This is a genomic window from Arthrobacter sp. ISL-69, from assembly GCF_018613775.1.
In the GTDB taxonomy this organism is placed as follows: Bacteria; Actinomycetota; Actinomycetes; order Actinomycetales; family Micrococcaceae; genus Arthrobacter.
In genome coordinates, this window is the sequence record NZ_JAGGPO010000005.1 from 97,976 (window position 1) to 112,383 (window position 14,408).

The 14,408-nt window shown below is 65.5% G+C and carries 12 protein-coding genes; 8 read left to right on the plus strand and 4 right to left on the minus strand.

Annotated elements, in window-relative coordinates:
- Window positions 1–137 precede the first annotated feature (137 nt).
- From J7I79_RS01450 to J7I79_RS01470, 5 genes are read left to right on the plus strand one after another with little or no spacing between them, the layout of a single operon-like run.
- Window positions 138–1,661 (plus strand): ABC transporter substrate-binding protein, encoded by a 1,524-nt coding sequence (locus tag J7I79_RS01450; RefSeq protein WP_214949324.1) that lies wholly within the window; start codon window positions 138–140, stop codon window positions 1,659–1,661.
- A gap of 31 nt (window positions 1,662–1,692) precedes the next feature.
- The gene (locus tag J7I79_RS01455; RefSeq protein ID WP_311380493.1) at window positions 1,693–2,637 is read left to right on the plus strand and encodes an ABC transporter permease; all 945 of its coding nucleotides are present in this window, start codon (window positions 1,693–1,695) and stop codon (window positions 2,635–2,637) included.
- On the plus strand, window positions 2,634–3,530 hold the full coding sequence (locus J7I79_RS01460; RefSeq protein ID WP_214949326.1) for an ABC transporter permease: 897 nt from the start codon (window positions 2,634–2,636) through the stop codon (window positions 3,528–3,530). The genes J7I79_RS01455 and J7I79_RS01460 overlap by 4 nt, the downstream gene beginning before the upstream one ends.
- Window positions 3,527–5,305 carry an ABC transporter ATP-binding protein gene (locus tag J7I79_RS01465; RefSeq protein ID WP_214949328.1) on the plus strand — a complete coding sequence of 593 codons (1,779 nt, stop codon included), beginning with the start codon at window positions 3,527–3,529 and terminating at the stop codon, window positions 5,303–5,305. Before J7I79_RS01460 ends, J7I79_RS01465 begins: the two co-directional genes overlap by 4 nt.
- Window positions 5,302–6,717, plus strand: a complete 1,416-nt coding sequence (locus J7I79_RS01470; protein ID WP_214949330.1) for an amidase — start codon at window positions 5,302–5,304, stop codon at window positions 6,715–6,717. Before J7I79_RS01465 ends, J7I79_RS01470 begins: the two co-directional genes overlap by 4 nt.
- 74 nt (window positions 6,718–6,791) lie before the next feature.
- On the opposite strand, the gene J7I79_RS01475 is transcribed toward J7I79_RS01470, so the two are convergent.
- From J7I79_RS01475 to J7I79_RS01485, 3 genes are all read right to left on the minus strand, one after another.
- Window positions 6,792–7,100, minus strand: coding sequence for a hypothetical protein (locus J7I79_RS01475; protein WP_214949332.1), 309 nt, complete (start codon window positions 7,098–7,100; stop codon window positions 6,792–6,794).
- Window positions 7,101–7,214: 114 nt separating this feature from the next.
- Window positions 7,215–9,218, minus strand: a complete 2,004-nt coding sequence (locus J7I79_RS01480; protein WP_214949334.1) for a VWA domain-containing protein — start codon at window positions 9,216–9,218, stop codon at window positions 7,215–7,217.
- Between the two features lie 37 nt (window positions 9,219–9,255).
- On the minus strand, window positions 9,256–10,644 hold the full coding sequence (locus J7I79_RS01485) for a sigma 54-interacting transcriptional regulator (protein WP_214949335.1): 1,389 nt from the start codon (window positions 10,642–10,644) through the stop codon (window positions 9,256–9,258).
- Window positions 10,645–10,790: 146 nt separating this feature from the next.
- Between J7I79_RS01485 and J7I79_RS01490 the strand changes: the two genes are divergently transcribed.
- Both J7I79_RS01490 and J7I79_RS01495 read left to right on the plus strand, forming a co-directional pair.
- Window positions 10,791–11,474: an MSMEG_4193 family putative phosphomutase gene (locus tag J7I79_RS01490; RefSeq protein ID WP_396020145.1), complete on the plus strand. Its 684-nt coding sequence runs from the start codon at window positions 10,791–10,793 to the stop codon at window positions 11,472–11,474.
- A 43-nt stretch (window positions 11,475–11,517) separates the two neighbouring features.
- Complete coding sequence (locus J7I79_RS01495) at window positions 11,518–12,219, plus strand: SCO1664 family protein (protein ID WP_214950022.1); 702 nt, start codon at window positions 11,518–11,520, stop codon at window positions 12,217–12,219.
- A 48-nt stretch (window positions 12,220–12,267) separates the two neighbouring features.
- Here the strand turns inward: J7I79_RS01495 and J7I79_RS01500 are convergent, their stop codons facing one another.
- Window positions 12,268–13,272: a LacI family DNA-binding transcriptional regulator gene (locus J7I79_RS01500; protein ID WP_251042297.1), complete on the minus strand. Its 1,005-nt coding sequence runs from the start codon at window positions 13,270–13,272 to the stop codon at window positions 12,268–12,270.
- 350 nt (window positions 13,273–13,622) lie between these two features.
- Between J7I79_RS01500 and J7I79_RS01505 the strand changes: the two genes are divergently transcribed.
- The gene (locus tag J7I79_RS01505) at window positions 13,623–14,327 is read left to right on the plus strand and encodes a nucleoside/nucleotide kinase family protein (RefSeq protein ID WP_214949337.1); all 705 of its coding nucleotides are present in this window, start codon (window positions 13,623–13,625) and stop codon (window positions 14,325–14,327) included.
- Window positions 14,328–14,408: the final 81 nt, after the last annotated feature.

Consider the following 14,408-nt stretch of genomic DNA (forward strand, 5'->3'; position numbering starts at 1 on the left):
CGCAGGTTAAATCTTTGTTTCCGCCTTGATCTGCGCTGATACCCCATCCTAGTCTGAATGCAACTGGTCAGACCAGTAGCCTAACTAGGCCGGAATTACTCCACGCACGTCCACCCATGACTTTGGAGGCGCCCCAAATGACCGCATTCACCAAACGGATATCCATACTCGCCCCGGCAACCGCCGCCATTCTCGCCCTTGCGGCGTGCAGTGCCGGAGCCGGAGCGGGTTCTTCCGCCAACAGCGGCGGAACGCACAGTCCATCCGTCAAGATCGGGCTCACCGGCGAACCGGCCAACTTTGACCTCACGGCAATTGCCGGCTCCGCCATTCCGCAGGTTCTGATGAACAACGTTTATGAAGGCCTGGTCACCCTGGACCAGGACGGCACCGTCCAGCCTCGGCTGGCGGAATCCTGGACTGTCAGCGATGACCGCACCACCTATGACTTCAAGCTCCGCGAAGGCGTCACTTTTTCCAACGGCGAGGCTTTCACCGCCGAAGATGTCAAGTTTTCGCTGGAACGGGTTGCCACGAACTGGAAGATCAACCAGGCCAAGATGTCGCTGCTGGATCACGTAGAGGTCGTGTCCCCCACCGAGGCCAAAGTGGTTTTGAAGACACCGAGCAACGCATGGCTGTTCGACATGACCGGCACCGTGGGCCTGATGTTCGATCCCAGCGGCATCGCCAAGCTGGCGACCGAGCCAATCGGCACGGGACCCTTCACGATTACCGAACGCGTCCAGGGCGACCACATCGGCCTCGCGGCCCGCGCCGGATACTGGGGCGAGGAGCCCGAGGTCACCGATGTCAGGTTCCGCTACTTCGCCGATGCTGTGGCCAGCACCAATGCCCTCCGGTCCGGCGACGTCGACATGCTCTTCAACATGCAGGCTCCTGACCTCATTTCCCAGTTCGAATCCGACAGCAAGTTCGAGGTCATCCAGGGCTCCTCCAACGGCGAGATCCTGCTCTCCCTGAACAACAAGACCGCCCCCTTCAAAGACGTCAGGGTCCGTCAGGCCATCGCCTATGCGCTGGACCCGCAGGCCATTATGGACACCGCGTGGGCGGGCAACGGCGCGAGGATCGGCGCCATGGTGCCTCCCACCGACCCCTACTACGAAGACCTGACGGGCATGTACAAGCAGGACCTCCAGAAGGCCAAGGACCTGTTGAAAGAGGCCGGGGCGGAGAACCTGAGCATCACGTTTGATGTCCCCACCCGCCCTTACGCCAAGGCCGTTTCCGAAGTGGTTGTGTCACAGCTCGCCGAAATAGGCGTCAAGGCCACCATCAACACCAACGAATTCCCCGCTGTATGGCTCGACAAGGTCTTCACCAAGCACGACTACCAGATGTCCGTCATCCTGGCCGTGGAGCCCCGGGACATTCTGGCCACCTTCAACAACCCGAACTACTACATCGGCTACGACAACACTGAGATTGCCCCCATTGCCGCCGCGGCCGACCAGGGAACGTCCGAGGAGTGGGTCCAGGGGATGAAGGAAGTCACGAAGAAGACCGCGGAAGACGTTGCCTCAATTCCGCTCTTCCTGTTCCCAAATGTGGTAGTGGCCGATTCCGAACTGAAGGGGATCGCGGCTAACGCAGTAACCGAATCACTGGAACTCCAGGGCCTGAACTGGGCTTCCTGACCCCTCCTACCACCAAAGAAAAGAGGGCGTCGTGGTCTATCGGCTTCTCGCACTCCTTGGCAACTTCATCGCTACCGTTCTCGCATCAACCGTCGTCGTTTTTCTCCTGCTGCGCATCATGCCCGGAGACCCCGCAACGGTTGCCCTCGGCATCGAAGCGACGCCTGAGCAGCTTGAGGCGTGGCGCACCGAGAACGGCATCAACGCGCCGATCCTTACTCAGTATTTCGAGTGGCTGGGCGCCCTCCTCAGGGGCGATTTCGGCGTCTCCTACGTGAGCCAGCAGAACATCTCCGGCACCGTCATGGACCGGCTTCAGGTCACGCTGATTCTCGTGGGCGCTGCAATGCTGATCGCCCTCTTTGTCGCAATACCCCTAGGGACCCTGTCGGCGATGAAGCACAAGAACGCATCCGGCGTGCTGATCTCGGGTGTTTCGCAGATCGGGGTGGCCGTACCGAGTTTCTTGGTCGGCATCCTCTTGGTGGCGTTGTTCGCCATCAAACTCGGGTGGTTTCCGTCCGGAGGCTGGGCGGCACCGGCAGAAGGCGCTGAATTCCTCAGGCATCTGGTTCTGCCTGCAGTGGCGCTCGGATCAGTACAGGCGTCCATCCTCACCCGGTATGTGCGGTCTGCGGTCATGGAGATCATGCGTGAAGATTTCCTCCGCACGGCCAGGTCCAAGGGCCTGACCGACGGTTCCGCGCTGCTGCGCCATGGGCTCCGGAACGCCGGCATCCCGGTGCTCACGGTGGTTGGTGTCCAGCTCGCGGGGCTGCTGATCGGCGCCGTCGTCATCGAACGGGTCTTCAGCATCCCCGGACTCGGCAGCTACCTCATCGACTCCGTCGGCAACCGCGACCTGCTGGCGGTCCAAGCGGTGGTGGCCGTGCTCGTTGTTGCCATTGTTCTGATCAACTTCCTCGTCGACCTCGGCTTCACCGTTGTCGACCCCCGTCTCCGGAGGGCCTCATGACTACCATCACGCCGGTCGACACAAAGCTGGCCACACCTCCGAACCCGTCACCCGCCCCCGGACGCTTCCGCGGCATTCTCTCCGGCGGAAACACACAGCTCATCATCGGCCTGACGCTGATCGCTGTTGTGGCGGTGGCGGCGGCGGTGTCCCTTTTCTGGACGCCCTACGACCCGGTCCGCTCTGTCGCGGGCGACCGGCTGTTCTTCCCCAGCGCGGAGCACCCCTTCGGCACCGACCGCTACGGCCGGGACCTGCTCTCCGGAATCATGGTGGGAGCCCGCACCACGCTTTTCGTGGGCACCGTGGCCGTTGCCATCGCGGCCGTCATTGGAGTTCCCCTGGGGATCCTCGCCGGCATGCGGCCCAAGCGGGTTGGAACGTTCATCATGGGCGGCAGCGACGTGGTGATGGCTTTCCCGGGCTTGCTCCTCGCCATCGTGTTCGGAGCGGTCTTCGGTGCCGACACTGTGACGGCAATGGTCGCCCTCGGCATCGGCGCAGCCCCGGCCTTCGCCAGAGTGGCCCGCGCCGGCACTCTGCAGGTGATGAAAACGGAGTACGTCTTCGCCGCACGGGCCGCCAATCGCTCAGGGCTCGCCATCGCAACCCGGCATATTCTGCCCAACATCGGCGGCATGATCGTGGTCCAGTGCTCGGTGAACTTTGGCATTGCCGTCCTTGCCGAGGCCGGGCTGTCGTTCCTGGGCCTGGGCACCAAGCCTCCCACCCCGTCCTGGGGACGCATGCTCCAGGACTCACAACAGTTCCTCGGAAGCCACGACTACCTGGCGTTGATCCCCGGCCTGGCGATTGCTGTCGCCGTCCTGGGGTTCAACCTTCTTGGCGACGGGCTCCGTGACCGATTCGACCCGAAGCTGAGGACACGATGACATCCATTGCTACTTCACCGCCTGCCCTTCAACCGCGTGAGGATCGGCCGGCCCTTGAGGTTTCCGGGCTCACGATCTCCAGTGCTGACCGGGTTCTTGTCAACGATCTGCGGTTTCGGATCGAAAGAGGCGAGCGCGTAGGCCTCATCGGTGAATCGGGCTCCGGAAAGTCCCTGACGTCCCTGGCCGTGATGGGCCTGCTCCCTGAGACGCTCACGGCGCAGGGCAGTGTAAGGATCGACGGCGACGACCGGAACCTTGTGGGGCTGGGGGAAGCCCAATCCGCGAAACTGCGCGGCCGCAATATGGCCATGGTCTTCCAGGAGCCTATGACTGCCCTGAACCCGCTGATGCGGGTGGGCCAGCAGATTGCTGAAGCCATGACCATCCACGGCACGCAGCCCAACCGCCCCTCTGCCGAGCGCCGGGCTGTGGAACTGCTCGCCGACGTCGGACTTCCCTCCCCCGCCGAGACGGCGAAAGCGTTCCCGCACCAGCTCTCCGGCGGCCAGCGCCAGCGCGTTGTGCTGGCCATTGCCCTGGCCAACGATCCCGCACTGCTGGTCTGCGATGAGCCCACAACTGCCTTGGACGTCACTGTGCAGAAGCAGGTGCTGGACCTCGTCCTGAAAACCGTTTCCATGCGTGACACCGGCCTGCTTTTCATCACCCATGACCTTGCCGTGGTGGGCGAAACCTGCGAGCGGGTCCTGGTAATGAACAAGGGATCTGTGGTGGAGGAAGGCCCTATTGACCGGGTCTTCACCCGGCCCGAGCACCCGTACACCCGCGGGCTGCTTGCGGCTTCGGACCTGGACGCCACGGACGACGCCGGCCGGCTCTTTACGGTTTCGACGGCGGCAAGCTATGTCCCCGGCCGTTCAGTTGCACGGATGGCGCGGAAGGAACCTGAGTCGGTCACCTCTGCGCCGGTCGAGGCGCCGGCGGCGCCAACGAAAGTGGTGAAAGCGGAGAACATCACCAAGCAGTACAGTCGCGGCCGGACGTCCCTTTTTGCTCCGGCCCCGACCGTCGACGCCCTCAAGGGTGTGTCCTTCCAGATTGAAACCGGTCAGCGCTTCGGCATCGTCGGGGAGTCCGGTTCAGGAAAGTCCACGCTCCTGCGCATCCTCTCAGGACTGGACGAACCGACGTCGGGCACCATCGACGTGGTGGGCCGCCGCCTCAACGGCGCCCGGAAGGCGGACCTGGCCGAACTGCGCAGGAACCTGCAGATCGTCTTCCAGGACCCCATGGGTTCACTCAATCCGCGGATGCGGGTGGGGGACATCATTGCCGAGCCGCTGCTGAATGCGGCCAACCTACAGTCCGGCGTTGCGATGGGTAAGAAGGAGCGACGTGAGCTTGTCGCGGAGATGGTCGCCGCCGTCGGCCTTCCGCTGGACTCGGTGGACCGGTTTCCCCACCAGTTCTCCGGCGGGCAACGGCAGCGCATCTCGATCGCGCGGGCACTGGTGTGCCGCCCCCGCATCCTGGTTGCGGACGAGCCGGTGAGTGCGCTGGACGTTTCAGTCCGCGCCCAGGTGCTGAACCTTCTTGCTGACCTGGTGGAGGAGTACAACCTCACCCTGATTTTCGTCTCGCATGATCTGCATGTTGTCCGCTACCTGTGTGACCACGTGGCTGTGATGCGGCATGGCGAGATCGTGGAACAGGGTGCCACCAAAGACATCTACGAAAACCCCCGCAGTGACTACACGCGTTCGCTGATCGCAGCGAAGCCCACCATTCGACACACGCAGGAGATGCAATGACAGAGACAACCCTCCCGGCCGCCGCAACCCGTGAGCTGACTGGGAGCGAACTGGTAAAGGCATACGCCCGGCGGGAACTGTCTCCCGTGGAGGTGGCACGGGGTGTCCTCTCCGACATCGAGGCGCGAAATCCTGGGATCAACGCCTTCAGCAACCTCGATCCGGAACAGGTCCTTGCCGACGCTGCTGCCAGCGAGGACCGCTGGCAGCGCGGTGAACCGCTGGGCGCTATCGACGGCGTGCCGTGCACGGTCAAGGAAAACCTCTACCGGGTGGGGGTTCCCGCCCGTGCAGGGACGGCCAGCAGCGAACCGATCCTGCCCGCCCGCAATTCACCCGTGGTGGACCGCATCCTGGAGTCCGGCGGCGTCATCGTCGGCTCCACCACCATGCCCGACTGGGGAATGCTGTCCTCGGGGGTCTCCAGCCTGCACGGCGTGACGCGTAGCCCGTGGAACGCGGACTGGACCGTGGGCGGTTCCAGTGGAGGCGCCGGGGCGGCGGCCACAGCCGGATTCGGATCTTTCCACGTGGGCACCGACATCGGTGGTTCCGTCCGCCTTCCCGCAACCTGGCTCGGCCTGGCCACCCTCAAGCCGAGTGCCGGCAGGATCCCGATCGACAATCCCTACCTGGGCCGGGCCGCCGGCCCGTTGGCGCAGTCTGTTGAGGAAGTAGCCATGGCCATGGCCGTGCTGTCCCGGCCGGACGCCCGCGATTTCACCTCGCTTCCGCCGGAACAGCTGGCGTGGAACGAGCTCGATATCGATGTGCGCGGCAAGCGAATTGCGCTTCACTTGGAGCCCGGTGCAGGCATGCCCGTGGATCCCGAAGTGCGCGCGGCCGTAGCCCGCGCGGCGGACCTGTTCTCGGACGCCGGTGCCGAGGTCACGGAGCTCAAACCATTCATTGACGAGGGCTACCTCCGCAGCGTGGACGACTTCTGGAGGGTGCGGTTCTGGCGGACCTACGTGGACCTCAGCCCGGACGCCAAGAGCAGGGTGCTGCCGTTCATCTCCACCTGGGTGCACGGCGGCGCGGATGTTTCCGGCCGGCGGGCCCTGGAAGCCTACGACGCGATCGGCGAACTTCAGCGCGCCACAGTGGCCGCCACCGGGCCCTACGACGCCGTCCTGTCCCCGGTCGCGTCCGTCGCAGCCTTCCCTGCCGACTGGCCCATGCCGTGGGGCCACGCTGATCAGGGAATGTCGCACATCGCCTTCACGCTGCCATACAACATGTCAGGCCAACCGGCGTCGAGTGTGAACTGCGGCTTCACCCGTGACGGGCGGCCAATCGGCCTGCAGATCTCCGGGCGCCGCTTCGCCGACCTCGAAACGTTGCGGTACACGGCCTGGTACGAACGGTCCCGATCTACCGACGCTATCCCGCAGTTCCCTGTGGGGGTGTAGTCGCCCGTTGAGGACAGCGGTGAGCGGACGACGGTGGGAGGTCCCGCCGTCGTCCGCTCCTGAGTTCAAGCGGTTTACTGATTCTTCGTGCTGGCTCTTCTGCCGATCCTGAGACCGGCCCAGAACGCCAGGACGAGCAGGCCGGTGACTGCTATGGCCAGGCCGATCTGCGTCCCTTGACTTACGAAGGCCACGCCGCTGCCTGAGAAGACCTGGTTGCTCAGCGGCGCGTAGGCGAACCAGCCTATGCTGGCATTCGCGTTGTTCCAGGCGACGAGGCAACCCACCAGCACCGCGACGAGGCCCACCCCGGGCAGAACGGCGGCAGATACGCGGGCGAGCTTCTTTGGCTTACGTTCCGCAGATGTGTTGTCTTCCCCCATGCAGGCGAGTCTAGCGGGCTACTAACCGTGACCACGCCGTTTTGCGGCCACGGTGAGCGGACGACGGCGGGGCCTCCCGCCGTCGACCGTTCTGGGTTAGTGCCCAACAGCCTTCTATTTGGCCCAGTCGGCGTCGCCGTAGGGGCGGCCGCGGAAGTGGGCGCGAAGATACTCCCCCACAACGGCAGCCCCCAGGTCCCCGGGCTCGGGCGCCACCACCCGGCCGCCGACCCGGCGGGCCATCCGCTGGACGAACCGTTCCAGGCCGGGGTCGTCGCCGAGCCGGAAGAACGTGACCTGGGTGCCGGCACGCCCCAGGCGGTCCAGTTCGGCCACGGTAATCCGGATGGTCTCCGGGTCCGGCGGGTAGTCGAACCAGGTCTCACCGTCGGCCAGCAGGTGCGCGGTTGGTTCGCCGTCCGTCACCACCAAGAGGACGGGCTGCATCGAGGGGTGCTTGCGGAAGAACCGGCCGGCCAGCAGTAAACCGTGGTGCAGATTGGTTCCCTTGTTCTGGAAGGCCGGCAAGGCGGTGAGCTCACCAATGTCCATGGTCTGCGCGTAGCGGCCGAACGTAATCAGCTGCAGGCGGTCGCCACGGAAGCGTGTCGAAATGAGGTGGTGCAGGGCGAGCGCGGTGCGTTTCATCGGCACCCAGCGTCCTTGCGCGGCCATCGAGAAAGACACGTCCACGAGCAGGACCACGGCGGCCTGCGTGCGTGCCTCAGTTTCTGCCACTTCGATGTCGTCCGCGGCGAGGCGCAGTCCGTGGCCCGGGTCGCCGCCGTCGGCAATGGTGCGGCGGATCGCGTTGGTGATGGTTCGCGTGACGTCCCACGGCTCGGCGTCGCCGAACTCCCACGGGCGGCTGGAGCCGGTCTGTTCCCCGGCCGCCCCGGCAACGCGCGTGTCCCGGCGCCCCTGCCGGCTGGAGAGTTGCTTGGCAGTGTCCCGAAGCAGCGCCCTCCCAAGCCGCCGCATCGACTGTGGTGACAGCCGGAGATCCCCGTCCGCCCCGCGTTGGAGGTACCCGCCGTCGTGCATTGCCTTCTCGATTTCAGCGAGGGTGCGTGCCGTCACGGCGGCATCCTGCCCGAGCTGGCGGGCCAGGGCGTCGAGGTCCAGGTCGTCCAGGCTGGACCCGTTATACGACTGGGAGAGCTGCTCAGACAGCTCGTCCAGCTCGGCGAGGTCCTGCAGTACGCCGGTGCCGTCGCCCAGGCCGAGCCCTTCCTCACCCTCGAATCGTTCGGAGCCGGTCCAGTCCTCGCCGGGGCGCAGTGCGCGCAAATTGTCGTCGAGTTGGCCGAGCTGGGCCATGAGTTGCGGCGAGCCGAACGCCTGGGCGGAGAGGTTCATCAGTTCCTCCCGCTGCTCCCGGGACATGGATTGCAGCATCCGCTGGGCTGCTGCCGCGCGCTGGGCCAGGGCGTCGATCAGCTCCTCGACCGACTGTGGATTCTCGGGAAAGAACTGACCGTGCTTGGCCATAAAGTTCTGGAAGTCGGCGTCGGTGTCCTCGCCGCGCCGGTGTTTGTCGAGCAGCCCGTTGAGGTCCTGCAGCATCTCGCTGACGGCCGCGCGGTCCTCATCGGTGGCGTTCTCGAGTGCCTGTTTCATGCCGGCGAACCGCTGGTCCAGGACCTCACGGCCCAGCAGGTCCTTGATCCGTTCGTAGGCTTCCCGGGCGGTGCTCGACTGCCAGTCGTAGGAGGCCAGCTCGTTGACCGCTGCGGCAGTTGACCGGGGCAGGTTCTGCAGCTGCATCTCACGGAAGGCGCGGTCGGTGTTGTCCATCGTGGCGTCGCGGGCCAGCTGTTTGCGCTCCTCCAGCACCGCGGTGTCCAGCAGTTTCTGGACTTCGTTGAGGGTACCGTCCAGCTTGTGCCGGCCCAAGAGGTCTTTGCGGCGCTGCTGGACGCGGGCGGCGAGGTCGTCGAGGCCTTCGCGGCTGCGGCCGCCGCGCCGCAGGTACTCCTGGAGGGCATGCCTGGGCGAGTAGCCGGCCATCACGTCCTCGGCGACGGCGTCAAGCGCTTCCGCCAGGTCCACCGGCGGGGCGAGCGGATCCGGTCCGCCCCTGTACCGGCTGTACCTGGACCGGTTGTGAACGCTCATGGGCCCTCCTGTCCTGCCCCGTCGAACTGCTTAGCTTCTAGCCGTAAATCGTCGCCTCGTCGTCGGACTCCTTGGCGATCCGTCGGGCGAGGTAAAGGCCTTCCAATGCCAGTTCGACGGCGGCGGCCCGCTGCCCGTCGTTCGTCGCACCCAGGCGCTCACTGATCTCGTCGTAGAGTCGGGAGCCGTTGAGGGACGGGAGGTTCTGCAGGAACTCCCGCGCGGTGACCAGTTCTCCGGTGGTCACCGTGGTGTGGCCGTCGAGTGCAGCCACCAGTTGCCCCATGTCGATGCCGTGGAAGTGAGCCCGCACGGCCTCCGCGGTGGCCATGCGCAGGAGATGGTCCAGGATGTCCTGTTCACGCCCTTCCTCACCGGACTCGAACTCAATCTTGCCCGCGAGGACTTCCACCGCCGCTTCCAGGTCGATGATCCGGGCCACGGCCTCGTCCTCGCCGCGCACACTGGCTCGGCGGAGGGCGGCCGCGGCGACGGTTTCGGCACCCGCAATGGCGAACCGCGCGGAAACCCCGGAGGTCTGGTTGACCGCCGGGGACTGACGCAGCGCCCGGGTGTAGCGGGCCAGGATCTCCAGGATGACGGGCGGGACGCTGGCCACCAGCTGCCCCTCCTGCCGGATGACGGCCACCTCATCGTCGAGCTCTATCGGGTAGTGGGTGCGGATCTCGGCGCCGAAGCGGTCCCGCAGCGGCGTGATGATCCGGCCGCGGTTCGTGTAATCCTCCGGGTTAGCGGACGCGACGACGAGAACGTCCAGCGGCAGCCGCAGCACGTAGCCGCGGATCTGGATGTCCCGTTCCTCCATCACGTTGAGCATCGAAACCTGGATGCGCTCGGCGAGGTCGGGCAGCTCGTTGATGGCGATGATTCCGCGGTTGGAGCGCGGGACCAGGCCGTAGTGGATGGTTTCCGGGTCGCCGAGCCGGCGGCCCTCGGCCACCCGCATCGGGTCGATGTCGCCGATCAGGTCGGCGACGGAGGTGTCCGGCGTCGCCAGCTTTTCGACGTACCGTTCGGAGCGGTGTCGCCACGCCACCCGCAGCCGGTCCCCCTCGGTGAGGACGCGGGCACGGGATTGCTCCGTGATGGGTTCGTACGGGTGTTCGTTGAGTTCCGATTCCTCGATCACCGGCGACCACTCGTCCAGCAGCCCGGCCAGGGTGCGCAGCAGCCGGGTCTTGCCCTGCCCCCGTTCGCCGAGCAGGACGATGTCGTGGCCGGCAAGCAGGGCCCGCTCGAGCTGAGGCAGGACGGTCCGGCTGAAGCCGTACATCCCGGGCCAGGGATCGCGGCCGGCTGCGAGCGCGGCGAGCAGGTTGTCGCGGATTTCGCGGCGCAGGTCCTTGTGCACGTGGCCGGAGGCACGCAATTCACCAACAGTGAAGATATCGGGGCGATCACTCACTCCTCTACGGTAGACCTCTACCGGGTGGGGAATCGAGGGATTTCTCCAGATTCCCTGCCACGGGCCAACCGTGCGCCTTAGCGCTCCGCGACCCCCCATCCCTCGCAAGCTCGGGCGGGGACCCCTGCCGCTACGCTTAGATCCTGATGACTGCAGCCATGCCGCCGGCGTCGCCGGCACCACCATCTGGGCCGCCGCCGGGTCCGCCGGGAACGCTCCTCCTTTTGGTGCGCCATGGGGAGACGCCGACGACGGGCAGAGTGCTGCCGGGGCGGGCACCGGGGCTGCACCTGTCCGACCGCGGCCGCGCCCAGGCTGACCGGGTCGCGGAGCGTCTCGGGGACCTTCCGGTCGACGCCGTCTATTCCTCGCCGCTGGAGCGCGCCTGCGAGACGGCGGAGCCGACGGCGGCCCGCACCGGACGGGACGTGAACCACGACGACGGCCTGCTCGAATGCGACTTCGGCGACTGGACCGGGGCTGCTCTGGCGGACGTGGCCGCCCTGCCGGAGTGGCACACCGTCCAGCACAGCCCCTCGACCTTCCGTTTCCCCAATGGCGAGAGCTTCACGGAAATGCAGGCGCGGATTGTCGGAACGCTGGAGGCGCTGCGAAACGCCCACGTTGGGGGCGTGGTGGTGTGTTTCTCCCACGCCGATCCCATCAAGGCCGCCGTCGCCCACGCCCTGGGCACGCCCCTGGACCTCTTCCAGCGCATCGTCATCAGCCCGGGTTCAGTGTCGGCCATCTCGGTTGTGGAGGGTCAGGCGCCCGCCGTGCTCATGGTGAATTCGACGTCCGAACCGCTGAGCGGGCTGAGGGGACAGTGAGGTGGGGACTTACGGCGGCACAGCCAGTGAAACGGGGCCGACGGTGCCGGGCCGGGAGCTGACGCTGCTCACGCAGGGCAGCGTCGAGCTGATCGGGCGCATCCCGCGCAGCAGCAACGAGACGTTCCTCGTCCAGGTCTCCCGTGCGGACGACGCCGCGTACGCGGTCTACAAGCCGGAGGCCGGGGAGAGTCCCTTGCACGATTTCGAGCCCGGGCTGTACCGGCGGGAACGCGCGGCCTACCTGCTCAGCGATTCACTGGGGTGGGGTCTGGTGCCGCCGACGGTGGTCCGCGAGGAGGCGCCGTTGGGGGTCGGCTCGCTGCAGTGGTTCATCGAATGCGACTTCCGTGAGCATTACTTCACTCTTTACGAGGACGCCCCCGAGACCCACCGCGACCTGGCGCGGATCGCCTTGTTCGATTACATCGCCAACAACACCGACCGTAAAAGCGGGCACGTGCTGCGCGGCGATGACGGAAGAGTGTGGGGCATTGATCACGGGCTGTGCTTCTCGGCCAGCTTCAAACTGCGTACCGTGATCTGGGACTTCGCCGGTGAGCCCATCCCGGACGCCCTGCTCGAGGACATCGCTCCGCTCGCAGAGGGCGCGCCAGTCGAGGTGGCCGAGCTCCTCGACGTCGAAGAGGTCACCGCTTTGCAGCGCCGCGTGCAGCGCCTGCTCCGCGCAGGGGTGCTGCCGGTTGACCGCACCGGCATGCGCTACCCGTGGCCGCTGGTTTAAGGGCCGTAGACCGCGGCGTAGAAATAGGTCAGCGCGTTCGCTGGGCATCTATCCCAACGGTGCCGAGGCCGCAACGACGGACTGGCACGATTGGCGTTCGATCAGCTTGACCGGGAGGACATTTTTCCGTCGGAACCTCTTGTCCGGCGTTCCAATCCGGGCAAGGATTCTCTCGGCCGCAACTCGTCCGACGTGCCGGGGGTCCTGGTCGATGACCGACACGGAGGGCTGGAGAACGTCTGCCATTGGAAAGTCGCCGAAACTGATAAGAGCAACGTCGGTTCTGCTCATCGCCTGAAGGGCAGGAAAAACACCGGTCGAAAACCTGGCGTTGGAGGAGAAGATCGCAGTGGGCGGGTCGGGCAGGGCCAGCAGGGACTTGCAGACCTGTGCCGCAGAGTCGGCGCTGGGCGAACCGAGCTCCACCAACTCCTCGTCGATGCCCAGGCCGCCGGCTTCGAGTGCGGCACGGTACCCTTCCAAGCGCAGCTTAGTGGTGGGGACCTCAACCGAATCCCCGACGATGGCGATCCGGCGGTGCCCGTGGGCGATGAGATGCACGGTCGCCTCAAATGCCCCTCCGAAGTCGTCCTCGACAAAGTAGTCGGCGCTGAGCTTGACGGGTGCGCGGTCGATAAACACGATGGGGAAGCTCTCCTGCCAGCGGGCAAGGTAGGACTGGTCTGCGGAGACCGGGGCAATGATGAGGCCATCGATCTGGCGGCGGACCGTTGATTCAATGATGCTCTGCTCCAGGTCCGGGTTGTCCCCCAGGCTGGTCACAACGATCGCCATGTCCTGCTCGCGCGCCGCCAACTCGATTCCTTTTGTCACGGCAGCAAAGAAGGGGTCCGCAACGTCGGGTACGGCGATGCCGATGACGGCGGACCTGCCCTCGCGGAAGGTGCGAGCCATCATATTCGGAACATACTTGAGTTCGCGCATGGCCGACCGCACCCGTTCACGTGTGTCCTCTGTGACGTGCGGGTCGTCGTTGAAGACCCTGGACACAGTCTTTGCGCTCACTCCGGCGCGCTCGGCCACGTCCTGCATGGTAGTCACTGTTCAGCTCCTTCGCGGTCCGTTGCGAACAACCGTCTGGCCGGCTGTCCGAATAGGGGGACTGTCAGCACCGTACCCGAAGATGTCATCGATGACAATTACCTGGATGCCACACTCCGCCCGGTGATCACCGGATCTTCAATCACTTCATGTCATCGATGACATTGATTTTAGACAAATCCTTGACATCGATGACACGAGACCTCTACCTTGCTGTAAGGCAGGTCACAGCGAAACCCTCGGGGCCTTCGCTTCAGACCTACCGCATTGACCAAGACAGCGCTTCAAGGGTGTGGCAGCAGAGCTTCTTCACCGTGGCACCACCAACGGAGGAGACGATGATGAACACTGCTGGAGACGAGTTGCCGGCCCCCTCACGGGCCGCCGCACCGCTGAGCTGCACGCTGGAGGAACTGGTGGAGCGCGCCCGTTCCCTTGCCACCGGCGGAACCCGGAGCATCCTGGGCATTACGGGGGCGCCCGGCTCGGGAAAGTCAACAGTGGCGCAGGCTCTCGATGAGGCGCTGGGCGCGCAGGCAACCCGGGTGGGCATGGATGCCTTCCATCTTGCCAACCAGGTTCTTGCGGACCGCGGCTCCAGGGACCGCAAGGGCGCGCCGGACACTTTTGATCCATGGGGCTACGCGAACCTGCTTCACCGGCTCAAGTCGAACCGGGAGCCGGTGGTCTATGCCCCGACATTTGACCGCGGCCTGGAGGAATCCATCGGCGGCTCCGTTCCGGTGGCCCGCGAGGTTCCGCTGGTCATCACCGAAGGAAACTACCTTCTCCTCGACGCCGACGGCTGGCGGGACGGCAGGGACCAGATCGATGAGGTCTGGTACCTGGACGTGGCGGATAGCGAACGGCAGCTCCGGCTGGTACGGCGTCACGAAACCTTCGGAAAACCATACGAGGAGGCGCGGGCCTGGGCGCTGGGCAGCGACCAAAGCAACGCCGAAATCGTTGACACCACCCGAACGCGGGCGGACCTCGTCATCAACCTGGTCCACTCCCAGACTCCCAAATCCCTCGCTCAAGCCTGAAAGAAGAGGAACCAGCAAGTGACAACGCAACGAAGTGTGTCCGGCCGGAAGGCCGTGGCCGCATCCACCCCACCAGCTGAC